The 25,079-nt window shown below is 62.5% G+C and carries 21 protein-coding genes; 12 read left to right on the plus strand and 9 right to left on the minus strand.

Annotated elements, in window-relative coordinates:
* The first annotated feature begins 142 nt into the window (after positions 1-142).
* From ppsA to C6571_RS13825, 3 genes are read left to right on the plus strand one after another with little or no spacing between them, the layout of a single operon-like run.
* Positions 143-2,551, plus strand: a complete 2,409-nt coding sequence (gene ppsA / locus C6571_RS13815; protein ID WP_106447200.1) for a phosphoenolpyruvate synthase — start codon at positions 143-145, stop codon at positions 2,549-2,551.
* A 12-nt stretch (positions 2,552-2,563) separates the two neighbouring features.
* Entirely contained in the window at positions 2,564-2,893 is a 330-nt protein-coding gene (locus C6571_RS13820) for a DUF4212 domain-containing protein (protein ID WP_106447201.1), read from the plus strand.
* Positions 2,886-4,985, plus strand: a complete 2,100-nt coding sequence (locus C6571_RS13825) for a VC_2705 family sodium/solute symporter (RefSeq protein ID WP_245901289.1) — start codon at positions 2,886-2,888, stop codon at positions 4,983-4,985. The genes C6571_RS13820 and C6571_RS13825 overlap by 8 nt, the downstream gene beginning before the upstream one ends.
* Positions 4,986-4,988: 3 nt before the next feature.
* Here the strand turns inward: C6571_RS13825 and C6571_RS13830 are convergent, their stop codons facing one another.
* The 3 genes from C6571_RS13830 to C6571_RS19735 form a co-directional block, all read right to left on the minus strand.
* Complete coding sequence (locus tag C6571_RS13830; protein ID WP_106447203.1) at positions 4,989-5,348, minus strand: FKBP-type peptidyl-prolyl cis-trans isomerase; 360 nt, start codon at positions 5,346-5,348, stop codon at positions 4,989-4,991.
* Positions 5,349-5,456: 108 nt separating this feature from the next.
* Positions 5,457-5,762, minus strand: a complete 306-nt coding sequence (locus C6571_RS13835) for a winged helix-turn-helix transcriptional regulator (protein ID WP_106447204.1) — start codon at positions 5,760-5,762, stop codon at positions 5,457-5,459.
* A complete protein-coding gene (locus tag C6571_RS19735) occupies positions 5,722-5,952 on the minus strand; it encodes a hypothetical protein (protein ID WP_170094743.1) in 231 nt (76 codons plus the stop codon). The genes C6571_RS13835 and C6571_RS19735 overlap by 41 nt, the downstream gene beginning before the upstream one ends.
* Before the next feature lie 33 nt (positions 5,953-5,985).
* Here C6571_RS19735 and C6571_RS13840 point away from each other — a divergent pair, with 33 nt between their 5' ends.
* Positions 5,986-7,230 carry a CaiB/BaiF CoA transferase family protein gene (locus C6571_RS13840; RefSeq protein WP_106448247.1) on the plus strand — a complete coding sequence of 415 codons (1,245 nt, stop codon included), beginning with the start codon at positions 5,986-5,988 and terminating at the stop codon, positions 7,228-7,230.
* Between the two features lie 65 nt (positions 7,231-7,295).
* On the opposite strand, the gene C6571_RS13845 is transcribed toward C6571_RS13840, so the two are convergent.
* From C6571_RS13845 to dnaG, 3 genes are all read right to left on the minus strand, one after another.
* Positions 7,296-8,033 carry a hypothetical protein gene (locus C6571_RS13845; RefSeq protein WP_106447205.1) on the minus strand — a complete coding sequence of 246 codons (738 nt, stop codon included), beginning with the start codon at positions 8,031-8,033 and terminating at the stop codon, positions 7,296-7,298.
* Between the two features lie 209 nt (positions 8,034-8,242).
* Complete coding sequence (rpoD, locus tag C6571_RS13855) at positions 8,243-10,594, minus strand: RNA polymerase sigma factor RpoD (protein ID WP_106447207.1); 2,352 nt, start codon at positions 10,592-10,594, stop codon at positions 8,243-8,245.
* Positions 10,595-10,844: 250 nt separating this feature from the next.
* A complete protein-coding gene (gene dnaG, locus C6571_RS13860; RefSeq protein WP_106447208.1) occupies positions 10,845-12,707 on the minus strand; it encodes a DNA primase in 1,863 nt (620 codons plus the stop codon).
* Positions 12,708-12,834: 127 nt separating this feature from the next.
* Here dnaG and C6571_RS13865 point away from each other — a divergent pair, with 127 nt between their 5' ends.
* Positions 12,835-14,481: an acyl-CoA synthetase gene (locus C6571_RS13865; protein WP_106447209.1), complete on the plus strand. Its 1,647-nt coding sequence runs from the start codon at positions 12,835-12,837 to the stop codon at positions 14,479-14,481.
* 152 nt (positions 14,482-14,633) lie between these two features.
* Here the strand turns inward: C6571_RS13865 and C6571_RS13870 are convergent, their stop codons facing one another.
* From C6571_RS13870 to C6571_RS13880, 3 genes are all read right to left on the minus strand, one after another.
* On the minus strand, positions 14,634-16,178 hold the full coding sequence (locus C6571_RS13870; protein WP_106447210.1) for an alkaline phosphatase D family protein: 1,545 nt from the start codon (positions 16,176-16,178) through the stop codon (positions 14,634-14,636).
* A gap of 21 nt (positions 16,179-16,199) precedes the next feature.
* The gene (locus tag C6571_RS13875) at positions 16,200-17,726 is read right to left on the minus strand and encodes a GGDEF domain-containing protein (protein WP_106447211.1); all 1,527 of its coding nucleotides are present in this window, start codon (positions 17,724-17,726) and stop codon (positions 16,200-16,202) included.
* Between the two features lie 85 nt (positions 17,727-17,811).
* Positions 17,812-18,786 (minus strand): NADPH:quinone oxidoreductase family protein, encoded by a 975-nt coding sequence (locus C6571_RS13880; RefSeq protein WP_106447212.1) that lies wholly within the window; start codon positions 18,784-18,786, stop codon positions 17,812-17,814.
* 134 nt (positions 18,787-18,920) lie between these two features.
* Here C6571_RS13880 and surE point away from each other — a divergent pair, with 134 nt between their 5' ends.
* The 7 genes from surE (at position 18,921) to ndk (ending at position 25,050) form a co-directional block, all read left to right on the plus strand.
* Positions 18,921-19,712, plus strand: a complete 792-nt coding sequence (gene surE / locus C6571_RS13885) for a 5'/3'-nucleotidase SurE (RefSeq protein ID WP_106447213.1) — start codon at positions 18,921-18,923, stop codon at positions 19,710-19,712.
* Positions 19,667-20,485, plus strand: a complete 819-nt coding sequence (locus C6571_RS13890; protein WP_245901290.1) for a protein-L-isoaspartate(D-aspartate) O-methyltransferase — start codon at positions 19,667-19,669, stop codon at positions 20,483-20,485. The genes surE and C6571_RS13890 overlap by 46 nt, the downstream gene beginning before the upstream one ends.
* 11 nt (positions 20,486-20,496) lie before the next feature.
* Positions 20,497-21,381, plus strand: a complete 885-nt coding sequence (locus C6571_RS13895; protein WP_106447215.1) for a peptidoglycan DD-metalloendopeptidase family protein — start codon at positions 20,497-20,499, stop codon at positions 21,379-21,381.
* 4 nt (positions 21,382-21,385) lie between these two features.
* Complete coding sequence (locus C6571_RS13900; protein ID WP_106447216.1) at positions 21,386-22,393, plus strand: RluA family pseudouridine synthase; 1,008 nt, start codon at positions 21,386-21,388, stop codon at positions 22,391-22,393.
* Between the two features lie 196 nt (positions 22,394-22,589).
* Positions 22,590-23,219: an SMC-Scp complex subunit ScpB gene (scpB, locus tag C6571_RS13905; RefSeq protein ID WP_106448248.1), complete on the plus strand. Its 630-nt coding sequence runs from the start codon at positions 22,590-22,592 to the stop codon at positions 23,217-23,219.
* A 14-nt stretch (positions 23,220-23,233) separates the two neighbouring features.
* On the plus strand, positions 23,234-24,511 hold the full coding sequence (locus tag C6571_RS13910; protein WP_106447217.1) for a pseudouridine synthase: 1,278 nt from the start codon (positions 23,234-23,236) through the stop codon (positions 24,509-24,511).
* A gap of 113 nt (positions 24,512-24,624) precedes the next feature.
* Entirely contained in the window at positions 24,625-25,050 is a 426-nt protein-coding gene (ndk, locus tag C6571_RS13915; protein WP_106447218.1) for a nucleoside-diphosphate kinase, read from the plus strand.
* Positions 25,051-25,079: the final 29 nt, after the last annotated feature.

Raw genomic sequence — 25,079 nt, forward strand, 5'->3', positions numbered from 1 at the left:
TGTCGCCGATTATCCGAATTCATTCCATGCTGTTCTGCCGCCCACAAGACCAACACCAGCGCGCGCAGCACCGCATGTCCACCCGTCCGCCTGCGCAGGCCGACGCGTGCACTGAGCCGCTTTTAACTTCTGGAGCCCTCCCATGTCTGCACGCTTTGACGCGACCGCCTTGGTCGTACCGTTTGAAAACCTGAGGATGAGCGACGTCGAGGTCGTAGGCGGCAAGAACGCCAGCCTCGGCGAGATGATTTCGCAATTGCCCGAGGGGGTTCGCGTACCCACCGGTTTTGCGACCACGGCGCACGCCTTCCGTCAGTTCCTCGCGCACGACGGACTGGCCGACAAAATCAGCAAGCGCCTGGCGGCACTGGATACCGAAGACGTGCGTGCCTTGGCAATTGCGGGTGCCGAAATTCGCGCCATGGTGGAGGCCCAGCCGTTTCCCGCTGATTTGCAAAAGGCCATTGCCGAGGCCTTTGCCACGCTCTCCGCTGGCAACGCCGACGCAACCTTTGCGGTCCGTTCGTCGGCCACGGCGGAAGATCTGCCCGATGCCTCGTTTGCTGGTCAACAGGAAACGTTTTTGAATGTGCACGGCATCGACGAAGTGCTGCACAAGATGAAAGAGGTGTTTGCCAGCCTCTACAACGACCGGGCGATTTCCTACCGCGTGCACAAGGGCTTTGCGCACGATGTGGTGGCGCTCTCGGCCGGGGTGCAGCGCATGGTGCGCTCGGACCTGGGCGCGGCGGGCGTGATGTTCACCATCGACACCGAATCGGGTTTTGACCAGGTGGTGTTCATCACCAGCAGCTACGGACTTGGTGAAACGGTGGTGCAAGGCGCTGTGAACCCCGACGAGTTCTACGTGCACAAGCCCATGCTGCGCGCTGGCAAAAAGGCGGTCATTCGCCGCAATCTGGGATCGAAACTGGTTCAAATGGTGTTCACTTCGCCGCAGGAAAAGGCAGCGGAAGGCGCACTGAAGGGCAAGCTCATCAAGACGATCGACGTGCCGGCTGAGCAGCGCAACCGCTATTCGCTGACCGACGCCGATGTCGAACAACTCGCGCAGTACGCCTTGGTCATTGAAGAGCACTACGGCCGGCCCATGGACATCGAGTGGGGCAAGGACGGCCAGGACGGCCTGCTTTATATCCTGCAGGCCCGGCCCGAGACGGTGAAAAGCCAGGCCGGCAACCAGGCCGAGTTGCGCTACCAGCTCAAAGGCACCGGCCCCGTGCTGGCCGAGGGCCGCGCCATTGGCCAGAAGGTCGGTACCGGACCTGTGCGCCTGGTGCACAGCATTTCCGAGATGGACAAGGTGCAGCCCGGCGATGTGCTGGTGACCGACATGACCGACCCCAACTGGGAGCCGGTGATGAAGCGCGCATCGGCCATCGTCACCAACCGGGGCGGGCGCACCTGCCACGCCGCCATCATCGCGCGCGAGCTGGGCATTCCGGCCGTGGTGGGCTGCGGCGATGCCACCGAGCGGCTCAAGGACGGCACCCTGGTGACGGTGAGCTGCGCCGAGGGGGACACCGGGCATATTTACGACGGCCTGCTGGAGACTGAAGTCACCGAGGTGCAGCGCGGCGAAATGCCCGCCATCAAGACGAAGATCATGATGAACGTGGGCAACCCGCAACTGGCTTTTGATTTCTGCCAGTTGCCCAACGAAGGCGTGGGCCTGGCCCGGCTCGAATTCATCATCAACAACAACATTGGCGTGCACCCCAAGGCCATCCTCGATTACCCGAACATCGATTCGGATCTGAAGAAGGCCGTCGAATCCGTGGCGCGTGGCCATGCCAGCCCACGCGCCTTCTATGTGGACAAGGTGGCCGAAGGCGTGGCGACAATTGCCGCCGCCTTCTGGCCCAAGCCCGTCATCGTTCGCCTGTCGGACTTCAAGAGCAACGAATACCGCAAGCTCATTGGAGGCAGCCGCTACGAGCCCGAAGAAGAAAACCCCATGCTGGGCTTTCGCGGCGCGGCACGCTATGTGAGCGACGAGTTTGGCGAAGCCTTTGCCATGGAGTGCGAAGCGATCAAGCGCGTGCGCAACGACATGGGTTTGACCAATGTGCAGGTCATGGTGCCCTTTGTGCGCACCCTGGGCCAGGCTGAGCGCGTGACGCAGCTGCTGGCGCAGCATGGACTGCAGCGTGGCAAGGACGAGCTCAAGCTCATCATGATGTGTGAGATACCGAGCAACGCCTTGCTGGCAGAGCAGTTCCTCGCCTTCTTCGATGGCTTCTCCATTGGCTCCAACGACCTGACACAGCTCACGCTGGGCCTGGACCGTGACTCGGGCCTGGAATTGCTGGCCAAGGATTTCGACGAGCGCGACAAGGCCGTCGAGGCGCTGATCCACATGGCCATCAAGGCCTGCCTGGCGCAAGGCAAGTACATCGGAATTTGCGGCCAGGGCCCCAGCGACCACCCCGATTTCGCGCAGTGGCTGGCCGACGAGGGGATTTCGTCCATCTCGCTCAATCCAGACAGCGTGGTGGCCACCTGGAAGCAGCTGGCCGCCGCGAGCTGAGGCCGTTTCGCCATGCAGCCGCCGCGCGATGAACCTGTTTCCCGCGAAGAGGGTGCGGCGCATGCCTTTCCGCCGGACCTGCACGACGTGCGGCACCTTCAGCTCAAGGCGGTGCTGCTGACGATCTGGGCGCTGACTTCGTTTGGCGTCTGCTTCTTTGCGCGGGACCTGCTGTTTTCCATCGGCAACTGGCCGGTGGGGTTCTGGATCGCCTCGCAAGGCGCGGTGTTCGTGTTTATCGGCATTGTGGTGGCCTATGCCTGGGCCATGAGCCGCTTTGAGCAGCAGGATGCCCGCGCGCTGCAAGAGGCCGAGCATGCAGTGGAGCGCGAGCTTGGCTGAGCCGCAGAGCCCGGCCGCTGCGGATGAGCGCGGCTATGCGCGGCGATTGCACCGCATCCTGGCGTTTTACGTCGTTGGGGTACTGGCCTTCTTGGCCCTGATGGCCTGGGCGGAGCAGCAGGGGCTCTCGCGCCACTGGCTCGGACCAATTTTTCTGTTTCTCTCGGTGATGGTTTACGCCGCCATCGGGGTCTATGGCCGCACCTCCGATCCGCTCGAGTACTACGTGGCGGGCCGGCGCATCCCGCCCATGTACAACGGCATGGCCGCAGCAGCCGACTGGATGAGCGCGGCTTCCTTTATCAGCCTCTCCGGCGCGCTCTACCTCCAGGGCTATTCGGGTACGCCACAGCATGCCGGCGGTTTGGCCTATTTGTTGGGCTGGACGGGGGGCTTTTGCCTGGTGGCGATTCTGGTGGCACCGCATCTGCGGGCCATGGGTCTCTATACGGTGCCTGATTTTTTTCATGTGCGCTTTGGGGGCACCTGGCCGCGTGTCATTGCGGCGCTGGCGGCGGTGGTGTGCTCTTCTACCTATGTGGTGGCGCAAATCTATGGCATCGGTCTTATCGCCTCGCGCCTGACGGGGGTTCAGTTTGAGATTGGCATCATGCTGGGGCTGGGCGGCGTGCTGCTGTGCTCGTTTCTGGGCGGCATGCGCGCCATCACCTGGACCCAGGTGGCCCAGTACGTGATGCTGCTGCTGGCTTTTTTGATCCCCGTCTCGTGGCTGGCCTACAAGCAGCTGGGCAGCCCCATTGCGGTGATGGTGTATGGCAAGCAAATCGGAAAAATCTCCGACCTGGAAGCGGGATTGCTGGCCTCGCCGCAAGAGCAGCAGGTGGTGCAAGCCTATTTGCACCGGGCGCAAGACTACGAGGCGCGCCTGGGCGATGTGGACAAGGCGCTGGAGCGTGAGCGCAGCGACATGCAAGAGCGCATTCGCCGCCTGCGAACGCAAAATGCCGACGTCGGCCTGATTGTTGCCGCCAGCCGGGAGCTGGCGGCGCTGCCGCGCAATGCGGCTGCCGCGCGCGCGCTTTGGGAAGGCAAGATGCTGGAAAACTACGCCCGCGCTCTGCCGCTGGGCGGCTTGCCCCCGCACGCCCAGCCCTACGCCGGAGATCCTGACGGAACGCCGGAAATGCAGGCGGCGTTCACCAACTCGCGCCGCAATTTCCTGGCGCTCATGTTTTGCCTGATGGTGGGCACGGCGGGTCTGCCGCACCTGCTGACCCGTTACTACACTTCGCCCACGGTGGCCGGGGCGCGCCGCTCAGTGGCCTGGACACTTTTCTTTGTGGCGCTTTTGTACTTGAGCGCGCCTGCCTTGGCCGTGCTGGTGAAATTTGAAGTCATGAACAACCTGGTGGGAAGCCACTTCGACGCATTGCCCAACTGGATGGCGCAATGGGCGCGGGTTGATGCTTCGCTGCTGTCGGTGGAAGACATGAACGGCGACGGCATCGTGCAGTTTGGTGAAATCCGACTCGGCGCAGACCTCATCATGCTGGCCACGCCCGAGCTGGGTGGCCTGCCGTACGTGGTGTCGGGCCTGGTGGCGGCAGGTGGACTGGCCGCTGCCTTGTCCACGGCCGATGGCCTGCTGCTGACCATCAGCAACGCTTTGGTACGCGACTTGTACTTTCGTGCCCGGCCGCGTGGCGCCTCGCCCGAGCAGCGCGTCATTTTGACCAAGTTCGCACTGTTGGCCGTGGCATTGATTGCGTCTTTTATCGCGGCCCTCAAGCCCGCAGACATCTTGCCGCTGGTCTCCGCTTCCTTCTCGCTGGCGGCATCGGCGTTTGTGCCGGTCATGGTATTGGGCATTTTCTGGCGCGGCACGACGCGCCAGGGGGCCGTGGCGGGCATGCTCAGCGGGCTGGGCGTCGCGGTCTACTACCTGCTGTCTCACGTACCCACCCTGCAGGCCACTTTTCCAAGTTGGTTGCTGGCAGACGGTCTGTGGTTTGGCATACAGCCGGTGTCAGCGGGCGTTTTCGGCGTGCCCGTGGGGGTGCTGGCAGCCGTTCTTGTGAGCTGGGCCACCCGGCCTGCGCCGGCGCGGGTGCCCCCGCAAACCGAGATGTAAGACTCAGCGCCCGACTTTAAGCAATTCGACGTCGAACTTGAGCGTGGCGTTGGGCGGGATCACACCACCGGCGCCGCGCGCGCCATAACCTAGGTGCGCCGGAATGATGAGGGTGCGTTGGCCGCCCACTTTCATGCCCTGCACGCCCTCGTCCCAGCCTTTGATAACCATGCCGGCGCCGAGATTGAAGGCAAACGGATCATTGCGGTCGCGGCTCGAATCGAACTTGGCGCCTTGCACGCCGTCGCTGTACAGCCAGCCCGTGTAGTGCACCGAAACCGGGTCCCCACGCGAGGCCTGCGCGCCGTCGCCTGTTGCGGTGTCTTCGTACTGGAGGCCGGAGTCGGTGGAAATCAATGCCATGAAAATCCTTGAATACTATTGAATTGATAGCTTCTTACGCTCATGGATAGTGCGCCAGAGGCTATTTTTATATAAATTTTTGTTACACAGGCCGTTGCCTGCCTCGCTCTATTTTTTAGCGCGCGCTGCGACCCAGCGGTTGGCAAAGGCCTGAACATCGCTGAGTCGCTTGAGCAGGTCGGTGCCCGACGGGGTGACGATGTAGCCGTCGCTGCCATGGTTGATCAGCCCGGCTTCGCGCATTTCCTTGATGCGGGTATTGAGCGTGTTGGGCGTGATGCCGCCCACGCTGTCCTGCAGCAATCGGAAGGTTTGCGGGTGGCCGTCTCGCAATGCCCAGAGGACACGAAGCGCATAGCGACATTCGAGCCGTTCAAACAGCTGGTTGATGGCGACGTTTTCCTTTGAGCTCATGCGGCTTCTCCTCGCGGCGGGTGGGATGCAGTGGTTCGGTGCCAGGCAGGACGGGCAAGCCAATATAGCGCTGAACCGAATTTGCTACAAGTTTAATAGCTCCAAAACCAGACCCGTTATGTGAAGAAGGCAAGAAACTCGCATGCATCAAAATCTGTTGCGGGTGCGCCACGAAATGCTCTGGCATCATGATTCGCGACTCCTCTGCTTTTGCCAGCCGCCCATGACTCCTCCTCTTTCACCTGCTTCCCCCACTTCAGAACCATCCAAGCGCCAGCAACTCCCGCTGTCCGGCCTGCGGGTGGTGGAGTTTTCGCACATGGTGATGGGCCCCACCTGTGGTCTGGTGTTGGCTGATCTGGGTGCCGAAGTGATCAAGGTGGAGCCTGTCGATGGTGACCGGACCCGCCATTTGCTGGGCGCTGGAGCCGGGTTTTTTCCGCTGTTCAATCGCAACAAGAAGAGTGTGGCACTCGATTTGCGCCACCCGCGCGGGCTGGAGGCTGCCCTGCGGCTGGCGGGCTCAGCCGACGTGGTGGTGCAAAACTTCAAGCCCGGATCGCTGGCGAAGCTGGGGCTCGACTACGCCACACTGCACCAGACCAATCCCGGTCTGATCTATGTGAACCACACGGGCTTCCTGCCTGGACCGTATGAGCACCGCAGTGCACTCGACGAGGTAGTGCAGATGATGGGCGGGTTGGCGTATATGACAGGCCGTTCGGGTGATCCGCTGCGCGCCGGGGCGAGCGTCAACGACATCATGGGCGGCATGTTTGGCGCGATTGGGGCGCTCGCAGCCCTGATGCAGCGCAACCAGACGGGGCAGGGGCAGGAGATTGACTCGGCGCTGTTCGAGAACAACGTTTTTCTCGTCGCGCAGCACATGATGCAGTTTGCGGTCACTGGCCAGCCGGCTGCGCCCATGCCGGAACGCATTCATTCCTGGGGCGTGTACGACATTTTTACTGCGCGCGATGGGGAACAGGTGTTTCTTGCGGCCGTGAGCGACGCGCAATGGGTGCGCTTGTGCACGGTCTTCGGTTTTGACGATTTGTTGCAGGTCGAGGGCTTGCGCAGCAACAACGACCGTGTGCGCGCCCGCGAGCGGATGATTCCGCAGTTGCGCGAGCGCTTTGGACGGCTAGATGCTTCGGCGCTCGCTGCCAGGTTTGAGGCAGAAGGTTTGCCTTTTGCCCGCATAGAAAGACCAGAGAACCTGCTGCACGATCCCCACCTTCTGGCCTCTGGCGGACTGCAGCCCATGAAGCTGCCCGATGGTGAGCGGGCCGGCGAAGATGCTTTGGTGGCGCTGCTTCCCCTGCGCATGGGCGGCGAGCGCCTGGGCGTGCGCGCCGACGCCCCTCGCTTTGCGGCCCACACCGCGCAGGTGCTGCTGGGTCTGGGTTATACAGCGGCTGAGGTGCAGGCAATGGCCAGCGTGGGGGCGCTGGCCACGGAGTCATAGGGCATAAAAAAGGCGGAGGCGCCTGTGCGCTCCGCCTTTGTGCCACCGTCGTTCGGGTTTTCGGATCAGTTGGCAGCCTTGGCCGCGCCGTCACCCGTCTTGATGGAGTCGTTTTTCACTGCCACCGCCGCGCCGGCCTTTACGTCGGCCCGGCTCTTGGTGGAGCTGGTACTGGTGCTGGGAGCCAAGGGTTGGTTGCCCGACTTCACTGCTTCTGCGCCGCCGCTCAAGCGGGTCTCTGCATTCACGTCGCTGCGCGACTTGTCTGACATGGCGCTGGGAGTCTTCATGTAGGGCGCGTTGCCTGTTTTCACCGTTTCTGCAGCAGTGGCCATGTCCTTGCTCTGCTTGGTCCCGCTGGTGTGCACCTTCTTGTTGGACATCTGCTCGCTCTTCGATGTCTTGCTCGGCTTCATCTGGCTGTGCGCCTTTTCGTTCGGCAACCCGGCGATGGGCTCATTGCCGGTGGCGATACTGCCCGAATTTACGGCTGCAGCAGCCTCCTTGCTCTTGACTGAGCGTGTGGTGTTGGAATGCGGACTGACCATGGGTGCCAGCGGCTGATTGCCAGAGGAGATGGTGCCGGTCGCGGCTGCGTCAGCAGCACCCGCCGCCACAGCGGCGCGCGTCTTGTCCGACGGCGTCTTCATGGTGGGCGCCTGGTTCAGTGGTTCGTTGCCAGAGGGGATCGATTGCACGTTGCCGGCTGGGGCGGTGTTCGACATGGCTGGAGCCGTAGTCTGACCGTTGGCGATGAATGAAGCGCTTGCCAGAACGGCCAGCAGAGTGAGTTTGGTTCGCATGATTGTTCCTTTGTGTGGATGAATGAGGTTCCCAAGGGATTTCCTCAACGACGCCTTGATCTTGCGTGTGTCCAAGTACCCGAAGCGTCGGCTGCGTCCCACCCTGCCTGTCGGTCACCACGCCGATCTTGAGAACTGGGTTTTGTGGGGAGACAACAAAAAGCCCCGGCTTGCGAGCGCAGGCCGGGGCGATGGGAGAGGGGAATGACTTAGAGCGAATCGATGAAGCTGCGCAGCTTGTCGCTGCGGCTGGGGTGCTTCAATTTGCGCAGCGCCTTGGCTTCGATCTGGCGGATGCGCTCGCGCGTGACGTCGAACTGCTTGCCCACTTCTTCCAGTGTGTGGTCGCTGGTCATTTCGATGCCAAAGCGCATGCGCAGCACCTTTGCCTCGCGCGGGGTCAGGCCATCGAGAATGTCCTTGACCACATCGCGCAGGCCGGCTTGCATGGCTGCTTCGAGCGGTGCCGTGTTGGCGCCGTCTTCAATGAAGTCGCCCAGGTGGCTGTCGTCGTCGTCGCCGATGGGGGTTTCCATGGAGATCGGCTCTTTGGCGATCTTCATGATCTTGCGGATCTTGTCTTCCGGAATCTCCATCTTCTCGGCCAGCACGGACGCATCGGGTTCGAAGCCGAACTCCTGCAGGTGCTGGCGCGAGATGCGGTTCATCTTGTTGATGGTCTCGATCATGTGCACCGGAATGCGGATGGTGCGCGCCTGATCTGCAATCGATCGCGTGATGGCCTGGCGAATCCACCACGTGGCGTAGGTCGAGAACTTGTAGCCGCGGCGGTATTCGAACTTGTCCACCGCCTTCATCAGGCCGATGTTGCCTTCCTGGATCAAATCGAGGAACTGCAGGCCGCGGTTGGTGTACTTCTTGGCAATCGAAATGACGAGGCGCAGGTTGGCCTCGATCATTTCCTTCTTGGCGTCGCGCGAACTGGCTTCGCCTTCGTTCATGCGGCGGTTGATGAGCTTGAGCTGCGCAAGCGGCACCACGACCCGCGATTGAAGGTCAGCCAGCTTTTGCTGCAAATCCTGCACCGGCGGGATGTTGCGCGCCATCACCGTGCTCCAGGGCTTGCCGGCAGCAGCCTGTTTTTCGACCCAATCCAGGTTGAGCAAGTTGGCCGGAAATTCCTTGATGAACATCTCCTGCGACATGCCGCACTTGTCCACGATGATGCGGCGCAGTTCGCGCTCTTTCTTGCGAACGTCGTCCACCTGGCTGCGCACCATATCGCACAGCTTTTCAATCGTCTTGGCGGTGAAGCGGATGGTCATCAACTCTGTGGACAGTGCGTTTTGGGCTTTGATATATGCCGGCGTGCCGTAGCCTTCGCGGTCATAGATCTTGTGCACTTTTTCGAACATTTCGCGCATCTTGTCGAAGCGACGCAGTGCTTCGCTCTTGAGCTCTTCAAGTCGCCGGGTCATCGCCTTAGAGCCGCCTTTGCCGTCGTCGTCGTCCTCTTCGTCGAATTCATCGAAGTCTTCTTCTGCAACGTAGTCGTCGGCTTCGTTCGGGTCAGAAAAACCATCGACGATGGTGGAGATAACCACCTTGCCTTCGCGGATGTCCTCGCCCATGTTGAGGATTTCAGCAATCGTCGCAGGCGAGGCGCTAATCGCCTCCATCATCGCCATCAGCCCACCCTCGATGCGCTTGGCGATTTCGATTTCGCCTTCGCGCGTGAGCAGTTCCACCGTGCCCATTTCGCGCATGTACATGCGCACCGGGTCGGTGGTACGGCCAAATTCACTGTCCACAGTGGAAAGTGCTGCTTCGGCGGCTTCTTCGGCTTCCTCCTCGGTGGCTGCGGTCTGGGCGGTGTTGGTAACCAGAAGCTGCTCGGCGTCCGGGGTTTGCTCGTAGACCGCCACGCCCAGGTCGTTGAGCATGGAAATCACGACGTCCAGGGTTTCCTGGTCCACCAGCTTGTCGGGCAGGTGATCGTTGATTTCGCCGTGCGTCAGATAGCCGCGCGTCTTGCCCAGCTTGATCAGGGTCTTCAGGCGCGAGCGCCGCTTGGCCAGGTCCTCTTCGGACAAAACCGTCTCGTCCAGGCCGAATTCCTTCATCAAGGCCCGTTCCTTGGCCTTGCTGATCTTCATGCGCAGCGGCTTGACCTTCTCCACCGGAGCCTCTGTCGTGGCCGCTTCGGTCGTTTCCTCGACCTCGCCTTCCAGGTCGGATTCGATGTCGGAGAGATCGGCGTCGTCGCTATCGGCGTCTGCCTTGCCCTTCTTGCCGCGCGCGGCCGGTGTCTTGGCGGCTTTGCCCGCCTTGGGCACAGCGGCGGCTTTTGCCGGACGGCCGGCGCGCTTCTTGGGCGTCTCGGTCGTTTCGGTCTCAGGCCCAGCAGCCTTGGTGCGGGTCTTTTTGTCTTCGGAATCGGAGGTCTTTGCAGCAGTCTTTGGCACGGAAGGGGCTTTCTTGGCAGCCGGCGCAGCCACTGCCTTGGGGGCAGCTTTTGCGGACGGCTTCTTGGCAGGTGCGGGCGATGCCTTCGCGGCAGGAGCGGACTTGAGCAACTTCGCAGGCTTTTGAGCAGGCATGGACAACCTCGGGGTCAAAATGAACAAAGACGACGCAAGCGCCTGAAATCCCGGCGCGGGTGGCACGGCAAAGGCAGTGGGCCTTTGCGGGTGAAGCCGAAGGGCTTCAAGCAAGATGTCTGGGCGATCATTTGGTGTGCAGTCCTTGCGGTAAGGAGGGCGGTCGTGCGCGTGTGTCACTGGTGCCCGGCCCGGAGGTGCTGCTGTCGCTCTTGCCGATGAACCCTACATTATACCCGTCAGAGGTTTTTCAAGAGGCCTGGGGTGCCAAACGCTCAAGAGCCACGCGCCGTGCCTGCAGCGCGCGGTAGCGTTGCAAGGCTGCGGGATCGGTGCTGGCGGCTGCCAAGGCCTCGGTTTCCTGCACGCGCAGCTGCTCTGCGAGCATGCGGTTGAGCAGGCCGCGCAGCTCCAGGCGCAGTTCGTGCGTATCGCCTTCGGTCTGGGCGTGTGCGCCGGTCATGACACGCTCGGCCAGCGCTTCGCAGCTATGGCCGCGCAACGACTCGCGCAGCACGGCCCAGGGCAGCGGGCCCTGCTCGTGAAATTGCGCCTCGATCCATGCGAACAAGGGGCCGTGCGGCGCGTCCTGGGCGCTGAGCAAGGCGTTGTCTTCGTGCGAGAGGGTGTCTAAAAATTCCATGTGCGAAAGCAGCAGCCGCGCTGCATGGTCAACGCGGCCCGCCGGTGCTGCCCGCCGGCGCCTCCCGCTGGAACTGGAGGGTGGCAGGCTGCGGCCGGGCTCTGAGCGGGCCGGACGCCGGGCGTCGCCGGTGGAGCGCGGCGCGGGCACAGCAGGCGGGCGCCCGCGCACGGCCGCTTGCTCCCACACCTCCTGCAGGTCCAGTGGATCGAGCTGTGCCAGCGTGGCCAGCTCGCCCAGCAACTGGCGCTTGAGGGCGCCATCGGGCAAGGGTTCCCAAAGCAGACGGGCGTTGCTTGCCATGTGGGCGCGGCCCTCCGGCGTTCCAAGATCGCATTGCTCACCGGCCGCCTCTACAAGAAAGCGGCTGAGTGGCATGGCATCGGCAATGTGGCGAGAAAATGCGCTGGCGCCATGGGCGCGCACGAAGCTGTCGGGATCGTGTTCGCTGGGAAGAAACAAAAACTTGACGCTGCGCGTGTCGGCCGCGTGCGGAATGGCGGCATCCAGTGCCTTGCGCGCAGCGCGGCGCCCAGCAGCGTCGCCGTCAAAGCTGAACACCACGCTGTCGGTAAAGCGCAGCAGCTTGGCAATGTGCTCTGCGGTGCAGGCGGTGCCAAGGGTGGCGACGGCGTTCGCAAACCCCAGTTGGGCCAGCGCAACCACATCCATATAGCCTTCAGTGACGAGCGCAAACCCGGCTTCGCGAATGGCGGCGCGTGCCTCGTAGAGGCCGTAAAGCTCGCTGCCCTTGTGGAAAACGGACGTTTCGGGCGAGTTGAGGTATTTGGGTTTGTCGTCACCCAGCACCCGCCCGCCAAAGCCGATGCATTCGCCCTTGACGTTGCGGATCGGAAACATGACGCGGTCACGAAACCGGTCGTAGCGCTTGCCATCGTCCTCGCCCACGATTACCAGGCCGCTGTCAGACAGCAATGGATCTTCGTACTGTGCAAACACGCTCGCCAGGTGGCGCCAGCCCTCGGGTGCGTAACCCAGTCCGTAGCGCTGGGCGACTTCGCCCGAGACGCCGCGGCCCTTGAGGTACTCCACGGCGCGCGGTGACTGTCGCAATTGCTTGCGGTAATCCTGACCCGCCTTTTCCAGGGTTTCGCTCAGGGTGGCCTGGCGCTGGCGGGCGGCGGCGGCGCGCTCCTTGTCGGCTGGGGCGACATGGTCGTCGGGCACGCTCAGGCCTACCTGACGCGCCAGGTCTTCGACCGCGTCGACAAAACCCATTCCCGCATGCTCCATGAGGAAGCCAATGGCATTGCCACTTTTGCCGCAGCCAAAGCAATGGAAAAACTGCTTTGAGGGACTGACGCTGAACGAAGGCGACTTTTCCCCATGGAAAGGGCACAAACCCATGAAGTTGGCACCCGCCTTGCGCAGCGGCACATAGCGGCCAACGACCTCGACCACGTCGATACGCGAGAGAAGTTCCTGGAGAAAGGGCTGCGGGATGCTCACACCCTATTGTCCTGCACCGCAGCTCCCTGCCCTGGGTGCGCGCCCGTGACAGCATGCCCGAAGCCGGGCATGCTATGCGGGCATTCATTTTTTCGCCCGAGCCCTTTTTTGCTTTTCCGGAGGCACCGTGACATCCATTTTTGACCAGCATCTGCCACGAACATCCGCCAATTTCGCACCGCTCTCGCCGCTTTCCTTTCTGGAACGCAGTGCCGAGGTCTACCCCGAACGCCTGGCTATCGTGCATGGGCCGCTGCGCCAGACCTGGGCGCAGACCTATGCGCGCTGCCGCCGGTTTGCCAGCAGCCTGCGAAGGCTGGGTATTGGCAAGAACGATACCGTGGCGGTGCTTTTACCGAACACGCCTCCCATGGTGGAGGCGCATTTCGGGGTGCCCATGGCCGGCGCGGTGCTCAATGCGCTCAATACGCGGCTCGACCCGGAGACCATCGCCTTCATGCTGGACCATGGGGAGGCCAAGGCGGTCATCGTGGATCCGGAGTTCGGCGGCGTTCTCGCCAAGGCGATGGCGCTGCGCACATCGACGCAGCCTTTGGTTTTGATCGAGGTGCAGGACGCGTTGTACGGACCGGCGGCGCACCCGCTCGGAGGCACCGACTACGAGGATTTTCTGGCTGCAGGTGACCCTGGCTTTGCCTGGGAGCTGCCTGCCGATGAATGGGACGCCATTGCCCTCAACTACACGTCAGGCACCACGGGCAACCCCAAGGGTGTCGTCTACCACCACCGCGGCGCGGCGGCCAACGCCATCAGCAACGTGCTGGAGTGGGACATGCCCAAGCACGCGGTGTATCTATGGACCCTGCCCATGTTCCATTGCAACGGCTGGTGCTTTCCGTGGACGGTGGCGGCGCGTGCGGGGGTCAATGTGTGCCTGCGCCGCGTGGACGCACAGGCGATCTTTGACGCCATGCGCGAGCACGGCGTCACGCACTATTGCGGCGCGCCCATCGTGCACGGTCTGCTGGTGAATTCTCCGGACGCCATGAAGGCTGGCGTGCCTGCGGGTATCCACGCGATGGTGGCGGGCGCGGCGCCGCCGGCTTCCATGATTGAGGGTATGGAAAAGATGGGGTTCGATTTGACCCACGTCTACGGCCTGACCGAGGTCTATGGACCGGCGACGGTATGCGCCAAGCATGCAGCTTGGGACGAACTCGATATCGGCGAGCGCGCCCGGCTGAACGCCCGCCAGGGCGTGCGCTACCACCTGGAGCGCGATGTGCGCGTGCTCAACCCCGAAACCATGCAGCCCGTGCCGCAAGATGGCGAAACCATGGGCGAGATCATGTTCAAGGGCAACATCGCCATGAAGGGCTACCTGAAGAACCCCCAGGCCACCGAAGAGGCTTTTGCCGGCGGCTGGTTCCACAGCGGCGACCTGGCGGTGCAGTACCCCGACGGCTACATCAAGATCAAGGACCGCAGCAAGGACATCATCATCTCGGGCGGCGAGAACATATCGTCGATCGAGGTGGAAGATGTGCTCTACCGCCACCCCGACGTGCTGGCTGCCGCCGTCGTGGCGCGGCCCGATCCGAAATGGGGCGAAACGCCTTGTGCTTTCGTTGAATTGAAGGCCGGTGCCCAGACCACGCAGGAGGACATCGTCGCGCACTGCAAGCAGCATTTGGCCGGGTTCAAAGTGCCGCGTGCTGTGGTGTTTGGCGAGCTGCCCAAGACCAGCACCGGGAAGATCCAGAAGTTCGAGCTGCGCAAGCGGGCGGATTCCGCCAACGCGATCGACGTCTAGAGCACGGTGGGTCCCGGCGCAAGGCTCTGCGCCTGCTGTCAAGGTCGGCGCAGCGAAAAATTGGTATCTTTTTGGCCGCTAGCGCTTTCCCAGTAAGCGCTGAAAGCTATGCAATTGATAGTATTTTTGTGTGCTGACGGCGGCTGCGCAGCTCATGTCTCACGCACCGGCCCCGGCCGGCCGCGCTCGACGACGAAGCGCGCCAGCGTGCGCACACCGCTGTCTGGGCGCAGTGGGTCGTCCAGCGCCTGCAGGCGGGTGGTCCACAACTGGGGCGTGATGTCTGCAAGACCGTAGCCACGCTCCTCGCAGCGCGCCAGCAGTACATGCGGGTTGTGCCGCACGATGGCGTCAAGCTTTGTCTGCGTGGTACCCGAGCGCGAGGAAATCGAGGTGCCGCAGAATTCGCTGGCCACCGCCTTTCCGTCGGGCCGAAGGGCGTCTTCGGGTACCCGGCAGACGTAGTTCTGGTGAATGTCGCCGCCCAGCACTACCGCGCTGCCCGGCACGTGGCGCGCCATGCTCCGGGTCAGTCGCGCCCGTGCGGCGGGGTAGCCGTCCCAGGTGTCGGTGGACTGTACGCCCGACGGGTAGTGGCGCGGCGACAGCAGCGTTTGCTGCGCGATGACGCTCCAATGGCTGCTTTGCCGGGCGTCCTCTGCCAGGCCGTCGTCGAGCCAGCGCTCCTGCGCGGAGCCCAGAAAACTGCGCGTGGTTTCTGCCAATTCTTCGCAGTCGTCCCGCCGCACTGCGCCCGCACCCGAGGCCTGCGCCCGTCGACAGGCCTGGCGGTCGCGGTACTGGCGCCCGTCGAGCAGGTGCAATTGCGCAAGCTGTCCCCAGGCCAGACGGCGGTGCAGTTGCAGGGACGCGAAACCCGGCGCCGCCAACCGCGCCGCGCCCAGGGGCATATGCTCGTAAAACGCCTGAAACCCGGCGCTGCGAAGCGCAAAAAATCCGTCGTCGTCTCTGCCGGTGTTTCCCGCGTAGTCGTTCTGCACTTCGTGGTCGTCCCAGGTCACAGCCCAGGGGCAGGCCTCGTGCGCCGCCTGCAATTGCCGATCGCTCTTGTGCAGCGCGTAGCGATCACGAAAATCGTCCAGATTGCGGGCGTGGCGCAGCGCGTGCGTGCGCGCCAGGCCGGTGGCGTCGCTTGGGGTTGCGTATTCATAGATGTAGTCGCCCAAAAACAGCACCAGGTCGGGCGCGTCGTTGGCCACGTGGCCCCAGGCGGCGTAGTGGCCGTGTTCCCAGCGCTGGCACGAGGCAAACGCTAGGCGCAGGCGCGCCGGTAGCTCATTCAAAGCGGGCGCTGTGCGCGCCCGGCCGACGCGGCTGGCGGCCGGCCCGTGCGTGAAGCGGTAGTGGTACCAGCGCCCAGGCGCCAAGCCGGTCACCTCGACGTGCACGCTGTGCGCCAACTCGGGCCGAGCCAAACTGGAGCCGCGCTGAACGATGCGGCGAAAAGCCGCGTCTTCTGCCACTTCCCAGCGCACGGGAAGCGGAGCCACAGGCAGCGGATCACCCGAGGCGAGCAGCCGTGTCCACAGTACGAAGCCGTCAGGCGCCGGGTCGCCGCTCGCCACGCCGAGACCAAACGGATCGTGGCGCAATGGGGCAGCGCCAAAGGCGGAGCGCGCCAAGGTGCTGGCTACAGACGCATGCGCTGCGAGGGCCAGAAAGCGCCGCCGGTCCATCAAACGGTTCGTCAAGCCCGGTCAGGCGGCAACGACGCGGTTCTTGCCTTGGCGTTTGGCAAGGTACATCGCCTGGTCCGCCCGGTTGATGGCGTCCTGGCTGTCTTCGCTGGCGGCCATCTGCGCCACGCCGGCGCTGAAGGTGATGAGCAGCTTTTCGTTGTCCTTGAGAAAGAAGTTCTTGGTCAGCTCGCGCTGCAGGCGTTGCATGGCTTCGATGCCCGCAGCGAGCGCCGTGTCGGGAAGCACGATGACAAATTCCTCGCCCCCGTAGCGGGCAAGCATGTCCTGCGGGCGCATGACGGTGCGTACCACTTCGGCCAGATGCACCAGGGCCGCATCGCCGGTGGCGTGGCCGAGCCGGTCATTGATCTGTTTGAAGTTGTCGACGTCCAGCAGGGCCACGCAGAGCGGAATTTCGGCGCGGCGCGAGCGCGAAATTTCTCGCCCCATCACTTCGTCGAGCCCTTTGCGATTGAGTGACCCTGTCAGCGGATCGTGGCGCGCCTGCTGGCTGACTTGGTCGAGCGACTGCTGCAGGCGAACCAGCTCTTCCTGCTTTTCCTCAGCGCGCTGGCGCAGTTCGTTCAGTTCTTCGTGGGCCACGCGGCTGTCCAGCGCCATCGAACGCGTGGCACCCATGACCTGCTCGAGCACGGGTGTGATTTCGTCCAAGGTGGTGGCGCGTGCGATCTGCTCAGCGCATTGTTCGATGGTAGTGTGGTAACTGTCGCTCGACTGGGTGATTGCGCCCAAGCGCTCGATAAAGGCGCTGAGCATTTCCTTCATCTGCTCTTGCGCTTCGACCATGCGCCCCTTGGCCTCGGTCTGCTTGAAGATCACGTCCTTGAGGCGGCGCTGCACATCGTCCAGCCGCCTGAGCGTCAGTGGTTGCGCAGTGGCGTCGACCAGGGCCTGCGTCTGGCCGGATAGCCATCGGTCGTCCATGCTCAACGCAGCCATATTCTGAAACACCATGTTCAGCAGTTCAAGCAGCAGCGCGCGTACAGCCGCTTGGTCCTCGGCAGCAAATGAAAGCCGGAAGCTGAAATTGGCCAGCATGAGTTGCAGCGTGCTCGCGGGCGGCGCCGGAGAGCGCAAAAATTGCAGCAGCTGCGTGCCGAGCAAATGCACGCGGGCATCGTCTGAGCTCAGGCCAGTCAGCGTGTTTTCTACCAGCCGCGCGATCTGCTCAGCCAACTCGTCGGGTAGTGCGGCAACCGGCGGCGCCTGTGTTTCTGGCTCGGCAGTTACCGCGCCGCTCAGCCCAAGTTTGGCGTAGCCCACCACCACGGCCTGGATCGCACTCCAGTCATGCGCTGTGACGGCCTTTTCAAACTGGTCAAGCAGACGGCGCTGCACCGGCGTCTGGCCGGGTACAACGCGCAGGATCTGGCGCAGCGGCCCTTCCGGGAAGGCCTGTGGGCTGCGCGAGCCCGAGATTTCGTCGTAAATCTGGCGAAAATTTTCCGGTGTGGGCGCCAAACGCCGGATGGCCAACTGCTTGAGGGTTTCGCGAGCGAGGTCCGAGGGAGTTCTTTCGGCCATGGTCCACCACGACAGGTGTCAAAGAAAAGACGTCGGAGTGTGACATGGCTTGGAGCGTCCATGTAAGGACATTCGTTGCCGGAAACTAGTTCACCAGCACCAGCTTGCCCTGAACGGCACGGGAACCCATGCGTTCGAAGGCCGCAGGCAGTTCGGCCATCGGCATGGTTCGGTCAATCACCGGTTTGATTCGGCCTTGCGCGTACCAGTCTGCCAATGTCGCCATCATGGCGGCGTTGGCTTTGGGCTCACGCTTGGCAAACTCGCCCCAGAAGACACCGACCAGTGATGCGCCCTTAAGCAAAGGAAGGTTGAGCGGCAAAGAGGGAATGGGACCGGAGGCAAATCCCACCACCAGGTAGCGACCACGCCATGCGATCGAGCGGAACGCCGGCTCGGTGAATTCACCACCTACCGGGTCATAAATCACATCGGGGCCCTTGCCGCCCGTCGCTTGTTTGATGGCGTCCCGCAAGTCCTGGGTGGTGTAGTTGATGGTGGCGTCGGCCCCGAGAGACTGGCACAGTGCACATTTCTCGTCGGTCGACGCAGCGGCAAGCACTTTGGCGCCCATAGCCTTGGCAATCTGGATGGCTGCAGTGCCAACGCCGCCGGCTGCGCCCAGGACCAGAACCGTCTCGCCCGCTTGGAGCATTGCGCGATCGATCAAGGCATGCCAGGAGGTCGCATAAATCATGATGAATGCAGCGGCATCCACTGGGGGAAAGCCCTTCGGCAGTGGCATGCACAGTGCCGCTGGAGCCAGGGTGTGGGTGCCGAAGCCCCCCGTGCCGGACAGGCAGGCCACTCGTTGTCCGGGCGATAGATGCGTCACGTCAGGACCCACCGCCTCGACCACGCCGGCATATTCCGAACCCGGTACAAAAGGCAGTGCCGGCTTCATCTGGTATTTGTTCTGAACAATCAAAAGGTCTGGAAAATTGAGGCTGGCGGCCTCAATCTTGATCAGCACCTCGCCAGGACCAGGGACGGGAGTCGGAAGCTCGGTCCATTTCAGTGCATCAACGCCTGTGGGTTCAGTGCATAGCCATGCGTGCATGTGAGGTCTCCTGTCTGGGTAATCGGAGATGATAGGGGGGGCTTGGCAGGTACAGATGTCTCAGGAGCGACCACTGGAGCGAGCGCTTTGTGCGCGGCAGTGCCGCCTACAATTGCCCATTGACCCCGAGCAGTATGAAGATTCTTATTTCCAACGACGACGGCTATCAGGCTCCCGGCATCGTCGCTTTGCACGCGGCCCTGGCCCGTGTGGCGCAGGTGGAAGTGGTGGCGCCAGAGCACAACAACAGCGCGAAATCGAATGCCCTGACGCTGCATTCGCCGCTCTATGTACAGACGGCGCCCAATGGGTTTCGCTACATCAACGGCACGCCGGCCGACTGCGTACACATTGCGCTCACAGGCTTGCTGGACTACCGCCCCGACTTGATCGTCTCCGGCATCAACAATGGCGCCAACATGGGGGACGACACCATTTATTCGGGCACCGTGGGCGCTGCCATGGAGGGATATCTGTTTGGCATTCCCGCCATCGCCTTCTCACAAGTGGATAAAGGCTGGGGCGAAATTGATGCGGCCGCCAGCAAGGCCGCCGAGATCGTGTCGCAAATGAGCGCGCGCAGCCTGGTAGGCGACTCGCCCTGGCTTTTGAATGTGAACATTCCGAATTTGCCGCTGGAGGCGATGCGGTCTTTGAAGATCTGCCGCCTGGGGCGGCGACACGCGGCCGAGCGTGTCATTGTTCAGGAAAGCCCGCGCGGCGAGGCCATGTACTGGATTGGGAGCGCAGGAGCAGTCAAAGACGATACCGAGGGAACCGATTTCCACGCGACGTCGCAGGGTTTTGTGGCTTTGACCCCCCTGAAGGTCGACCTGACCGATCACGATCATCTTCGCTATTGGGCTCAAAGCGCAGCGCAGTGGGGCAATCCGCCGAGCGAGCCCGGTGCCGAGGTGGCTGCGTGACACCGCGGCGTCCTGGCTTTCCCGCACGTATCGGCCCGGCGCAGCCAACGAAATCTCTTCCCTCTACGGCAACGCGCAGTACCAGCGCATGGACCGCATCTGCGGCCCCAGCCGGCGTGGGTCTCGATTCATCTGCGGTGCGTGCCAACATGCTGCGTCGGCTCGCCGCAGGCGGGATGGGTTCGGCACCAGTGCTCCAAGCCATGGGTGCAGTGGAGCGGCACCATTTTGTCGATTCGGGCCTGGCCAACCAGGCGTACGAAGACACCAGTCTGCCAATTGGGTTTGGGCAGACGATCTCCAAGCCTAGCGTAGTTGCCCGGATGATCGAGCTGTTGTTGGCAGCACCTGGGGCGCGCACGGATGGCTTGGGCCGGGTGCTGGAAATCGGTACCGGCTGTGGCTACCAGGCGGCGGTGCTGGCCAGAGTGGCACGCGAGGTCTACAGCATTGAACGCCTTCGTGGTTTGCACGAGCGGGCTCGCGCCAATTTGCGCTCGTTGCGCCTTGCCAACGTGCATTTGATCTTTGGCGACGGTATGTTGGGGTTTGCGAGTGGTGCACCCTATGCCGGCATTCTTGCGGCGGCTGGCGGGGCGGCTGTGCCGACCGCCTGGTGCGAGCAACTTGCCATTGGCGGGCGCCTTGTGGCTCCCGTGGCCGATGCTTCGGGCCGGCAATCGCTGCTGGTGATCGATCGCTCGGCCCAGGGCTTCACACAGAGTGTGCTCGAGTCGGTTCATTTCGTGCCTCTAAAATCAGGCATTGGCTGAAGGAAATACATATGCAGGTTTCGCGTGTTCGTGTTCTAGGGATTTCCCTGTTGCTTGCCGGGCTGGCCCTTGGCGGGTGCAGTACCCGAATGACGCGTGCTCCCGTCGTGGACCGGGGCACGGCAGTGGCCGGTTCCACATCCAGCTCTGAGCCGATGCCGGCGACGGTTGTTAAGGCGCCTCAGACAGAGAATGCTGGCGGTGTCGGTACCTATACGGTGAAGCCGGGGGATACGCTGATCCGTATTGGCCTGGATACTGGACAGAGCTGGAAAGACATTGCGCGCTGGAACCAGATCGACAACCCAAATCTGATTGAGGTGGGCCAAGTGCTTCGCGTGGCCCCCCCGCAGACGGCCGCAGTTGCCCAGGCCGCGCCTGGCGTGGTTACCCGTCCCGTGCCCGCGCCTTCGGTGGCGCCGGTGGTTGTTGGTGCAGCGCCTGCTGGTTCATCGACTCCGTCGGATGCGCCTGCGGCCACAGAGGGCGCGCAGGTGGCAAGCCATGCTGCACCCGCTACTGCTGAGGATGGCACGGCCTTCATCTGGCCCGCCAGCGGCAGCTTGCTGGCCGGCTTCGATGAGGCGCGCAACAAGGGGCTCGATATTGCCGGAAAAAGCGGCGATGCCATTGTTGCCGCAGCCGACGGCCGGGTGGTGTATGCCGGTGCAGGCTTGCGTGGCTATGGAAACCTGATCATCCTCAAACACAGCAATGTGTTTCTGACCGCCTATGCCCACAACCGTGCGTTGCTGGTGAAGGAAGACCAGACGGTTCGCCGGGGTCAGAAAATCGCTGAAATGGGCAATACGGATTCGGACCGCGTAAAGCTGCATTTTGAAATTCGCCGTCAGGGAAAGCCTGTCGATCCGGCGCGCTACTTGCCGGCGCGCTGAGCGCATGCAGGCATCGGCGCGAGCGTCGGGGCTGTCGCTATCGGACGCGGGGGATGCTGAAGAGTCCGACACGCCGCAGGCCGATGGCGAATTGCGATCCTTGGTGATTGGCGCAAGTCAGCATGCAGAGCGCCTGGACCGAGCCCTGGTTCTGTGCGTACCCGAATTTTCTCGTTCTTACCTTCAGCAGTTGCTGGCCGCAGGTGCAGCGCGCCTGAATGGGCAGGTGGCGCTCAAGCCATCCCAGCGTGTGAAGGTGGGCGATCGCATCGATCTGGAGATGCGGCCGACACAAGAAAGCCAAGCCTTTCGTGCCGAAGCCATCGCGCTCGACATCGTGTACGAAGACAGCCACCTGCTGGTGATCAATAAACCTGCGGGTCTGGTAGTGCACCCTGCACCCGGCAACTGGAGTGGCACGCTGCTCAACGGCTTGCTGGGCCGCGATGCCGAAGCGGCCCGGGTACCCAGAGCGGGCATTGTGCATCGACTTGACAAGGACACCAGCGGCTTGATGGTTGTCGCCCGCACGCGCTCTGCGATGGACGCTTTGGTCCAGATGATCGCCGAGCGGACGGTGCATCGCCAATATGTGGCGATTGCACGGGGACACTGGAGCGGGCCGGCGGAGCGCACCGTGGACGCCCCCATCGGGCGCGATCCACGCAATCGCCTGCGCATGGCCGCAGTGGATCTTGTGCGACAGGCGGGAAAGCTGGCACGCACCGATATTCATATTTTGCAGCGGGGGGTGATGCATTGTCTGGTGCAGTGCACCCTGTACACAGGGAGAACACACCAGATTCGGGTGCACATGGCGCATATCGGTCTGCCACTTGTGGGTGATGTCTTGTATGGGGGGACACCGGAATTGGGACTGGGGCGCCAAGCGCTGCACGCTCAGCGCTTGGAGTTCCAGCATCCAGTGACTGGAAAACTGCTGGCCTTTGACGCTCCCTTGCCGCAGGATATGCAGGACGCGCTGGCAGTTGCGGGCCTGAAGGCGCCGTAACGGGGGCAGCTCTTCGGGGCAGTGCTGCGCTACAATTTAGGCTTCTGACAGCTCAACGCGGGTGGCGCTTCGCCCACTTGCCGGTGCAGCCGTTGCAGTGCCCACTGCTCAGAACGCACCGCGTTTTGCTCCGCTCATTCTTTTGCCTTCTGCGCCGCACACCTGTGCAGCGCACTTCCCGGAAACGCTGACGACCATGAACACGGTGGACGCAAAACGGGTTCTTGAAACCGCCTTGATCTGTGCCCAGCAAGCCCTGAGCCTGCGGGATTTGCGTGTGCTTTTCGATGACGCCGTGGGTGCAGACACGATCAAGCAATTGCTTGAAGATCTGCAACTGCAATGGGCACAAAGTGGTGTAGAACTGGTGCAAGTGGCGTCGGGCTGGCGCTTTCAGTCCCGGCCTGCCATGCGCGAGTATCTTGATCGACTGCACCCCGAAAAGCCGCCTCGTTATTCGCGTGCAGTGCTGGAGACCCTGGCGATCATTGCTTATCGACAGCCTGTGACACGCGGTGATATCGAAGACGTGCGCGGCGTGACTGTGAACAGCCTCATCGTCAAACAACTCGAGGATCGGGGTTGGATAGAGGTGATTGGCCACCGTGAGACGGTCGGCAGACCAGCACTCTTTGCTACCACGCGGCAGTTTCTGGACGATCTCGGCTTGCAGTCGCTAGATCAGTTGCCCGAGCTTGACCTCCCAGGTGCAGTGAACGTTCTTGATTCGCTCGAGCCTCAGGGCGCCGTGGCGGCCGGCGAGCAGCCTGAGTTTTCCGAGTTTCAACCTTCAGCAAACTTGGTCTTTGTAAACCCGATGTTGTGATACACGATAGACCTATGAACGATCCCAAGGGCTCCGGCCCACCATCGCTTCCCGAACCACCGATCGATTCGCTGGGTGCTGCTCCAGAGGTGACGCAAGCCGGGGCGGACGAAGCTGTGCGAACGACGCGCGTCGAGCCGGAGCACGAGGGTGCAGCTCAGGCCGGCGGCGGGCGCAACAAAAAGGCCTTGAAGTCGGAGTCGCCTGGTGGCTACGCGTTCGCCGATGTTGTCTCCGGTCAGTTCGACGCCGATGTGGCCGAGGCGCAGGGCGTTGCTCCCAAGCGGGTCTTGCTGCCCCAGGCGGAAACTCCCAAACTGCACAAAGTGCTGGCGCAGGCCGGATTGGGCTCGCGCCTGGAGATGGAGCAACTCATTCTGGAGGGGCGTATTTCGGTCAACAGCGAACCTGCCCATATCGGTCAACGCATTCAGTATGGCGATCAGGTGAAGGTCAATGGAAAGCCGATCCGCTACCGCATTGATCCTCCTCCTGCCCGGGTGATTGCATACCACAAGCCCGTCGGAGAAGTGGTGACGCACGACGATCCGCAGAATCGTCCCACCGTTTTTCGCAAGCTTCCGCGCCTGCAGCACGGCAAGTGGCAGTCTGTCGGGCGTTTGGACCTAAATACTGAAGGCTTGCTGCTGTTCACGAGTTCGGGTGAACTAGCCAACCGACTGACCCATCCGCGTTTTGGCTTGGAGCGCGAGTACGCGGTCCGGGTGTTGGGGGCGCTGAGTAGCGAGGAGAAAGAACGCTTGCTGACAGGCGTGCAGTTGGATGACGGAATGGCGGCCTTCGGCTCCATCGAAGAGGGCGGCGGCGAAGGCGCCAATTGTTGGTACCGGGTCACGATCTCCGAAGGACGCAATCGGGAAGTGCGTCGCATGTTGGAGAGCGTAGGACACGCTGTAAGCCGTCTGATCCGCATTCGTTATGGCGCGATGGTCTTGCCCAAGGGATTGCGCCGTGGGACGTTTCTGGAGTTGGCTGAGGGAGATATTCGTGCGCTGATGAAAGCGGCCGGGGTCGAGAGCGCGGCCAAGCCAGTCGCCCGGCTAGGCACTCCTGGGGCTGCAGGTGTGCGCAAGGGCGCAGACCGTGGAGCCTTCGGCAGCAAATCTGCGCGTGGAGCCGCAGTCAAAGGAGGCGCGGGCGGGGCCAGCGCACAACCGGATCCGCTCAAGACGTCGGTGGGCTACATTGGCTCGGACAGTCTCAAGCGACAGAGGCAGGACGAGCGCCGTAGCAGTCGGTCGGGCACGGGCCCACGTCGACGCAGCCGTTGAGACGCCTCAGTGCCGATTGAGCGGTCTGCAGCGGTCGGCGTGCCCCGGAAGCTAGAATTGAAGGCTTTTGTCACACCGACGAATACTTTTTCGTTTTATTCAGGAAAACCAAAATGGCTATCGAACGCACCCTCTCCATCATCAAACCCGACGCCGTCGCCAAGAACGTGATTGGCCAGATTTATGCCCGCTTTGAAGCGGCCGGTCTGCGCGTCGTAGCAGCCCGTATGGTGCATTTGTCTCGTTTGGAGGCAGAGCAGTTCTACGCAGTGCACAAGGAGCGTCCCTTCTTCAAGGATCTCGTGGATTTCATGATTTCCGGGCCTGTCATGATTCAAGCGCTGGAGGGCGAGGGCGCCATTCTTAAGAATCGCGAGTTGATGGGCGCTACCGATCCCAAGAAGGCCGACGCTGGAACGATTCGGGCTGATTTTGCCGACAGCATCGATGCCAATGCCGTGCACGGGTCCGATGCCGCCGAAACCGCGCAGGTGGAAATTGCCTTTTTCTTTCCCGGCATGAACGTGTATTCCCGTTGAGCGCAGCGTTCGCCAGGCTGGAAATTCAC

This window comes from Simplicispira suum, from assembly GCF_003008595.1.
Lineage (GTDB): Bacteria > Pseudomonadota > Gammaproteobacteria > Burkholderiales > Burkholderiaceae_C > Simplicispira > Simplicispira suum.

Coding starts and splice junctions, on each gene's coding strand:
- ppsA (WP_106447200.1), top strand. CDS start 143: ATGTCTGCACGCTTTGACGCGACCGCCTTGGTCGTACCGTTTGAAAAC.
- C6571_RS13820 (WP_106447201.1), top strand. CDS start 2,564: ATGCAGCCGCCGCGCGATGAACCTGTTTCCCGCGAAGAGGGTGCGGCG.
- C6571_RS13830 (WP_106447203.1), bottom strand. CDS start 5,348: ATGGCATTGATTTCCACCGACTCCGGCCTCCAGTACGAAGACACCGCA.
- C6571_RS13835 (WP_106447204.1), bottom strand. CDS start 5,762: ATGAGCTCAAAGGAAAACGTCGCCATCAACCAGCTGTTTGAACGGCTC.
- C6571_RS19735 (WP_170094743.1), bottom strand. CDS start 5,952: ATGATGCCAGAGCATTTCGTGGCGCACCCGCAACAGATTTTGATGCAT.
- C6571_RS13840 (WP_106448247.1), top strand. CDS start 5,986: ATGACTCCTCCTCTTTCACCTGCTTCCCCCACTTCAGAACCATCCAAG.
- C6571_RS13845 (WP_106447205.1), bottom strand. CDS start 8,033: ATGCGAACCAAACTCACTCTGCTGGCCGTTCTGGCAAGCGCTTCATTC.
- rpoD (WP_106447207.1), bottom strand. CDS start 10,594: ATGCCTGCTCAAAAGCCTGCGAAGTTGCTCAAGTCCGCTCCTGCCGCG.
- C6571_RS13870 (WP_106447210.1), bottom strand. CDS start 16,178: ATGGACCGGCGGCGCTTTCTGGCCCTCGCAGCGCATGCGTCTGTAGCC.
- C6571_RS13875 (WP_106447211.1), bottom strand. CDS start 17,726: ATGGCCGAAAGAACTCCCTCGGACCTCGCTCGCGAAACCCTCAAGCAG.
- C6571_RS13880 (WP_106447212.1), bottom strand. CDS start 18,786: ATGCACGCATGGCTATGCACTGAACCCACAGGCGTTGATGCACTGAAA.
- surE (WP_106447213.1), top strand. CDS start 18,921: ATGAAGATTCTTATTTCCAACGACGACGGCTATCAGGCTCCCGGCATC.
- C6571_RS13895 (WP_106447215.1), top strand. CDS start 20,497: ATGCAGGTTTCGCGTGTTCGTGTTCTAGGGATTTCCCTGTTGCTTGCC.
- C6571_RS13900 (WP_106447216.1), top strand. CDS start 21,386: ATGCAGGCATCGGCGCGAGCGTCGGGGCTGTCGCTATCGGACGCGGGG.
- scpB (WP_106448248.1), top strand. CDS start 22,590: ATGAACACGGTGGACGCAAAACGGGTTCTTGAAACCGCCTTGATCTGT.
- C6571_RS13910 (WP_106447217.1), top strand. CDS start 23,234: ATGAACGATCCCAAGGGCTCCGGCCCACCATCGCTTCCCGAACCACCG.
- ndk (WP_106447218.1), top strand. CDS start 24,625: ATGGCTATCGAACGCACCCTCTCCATCATCAAACCCGACGCCGTCGCC.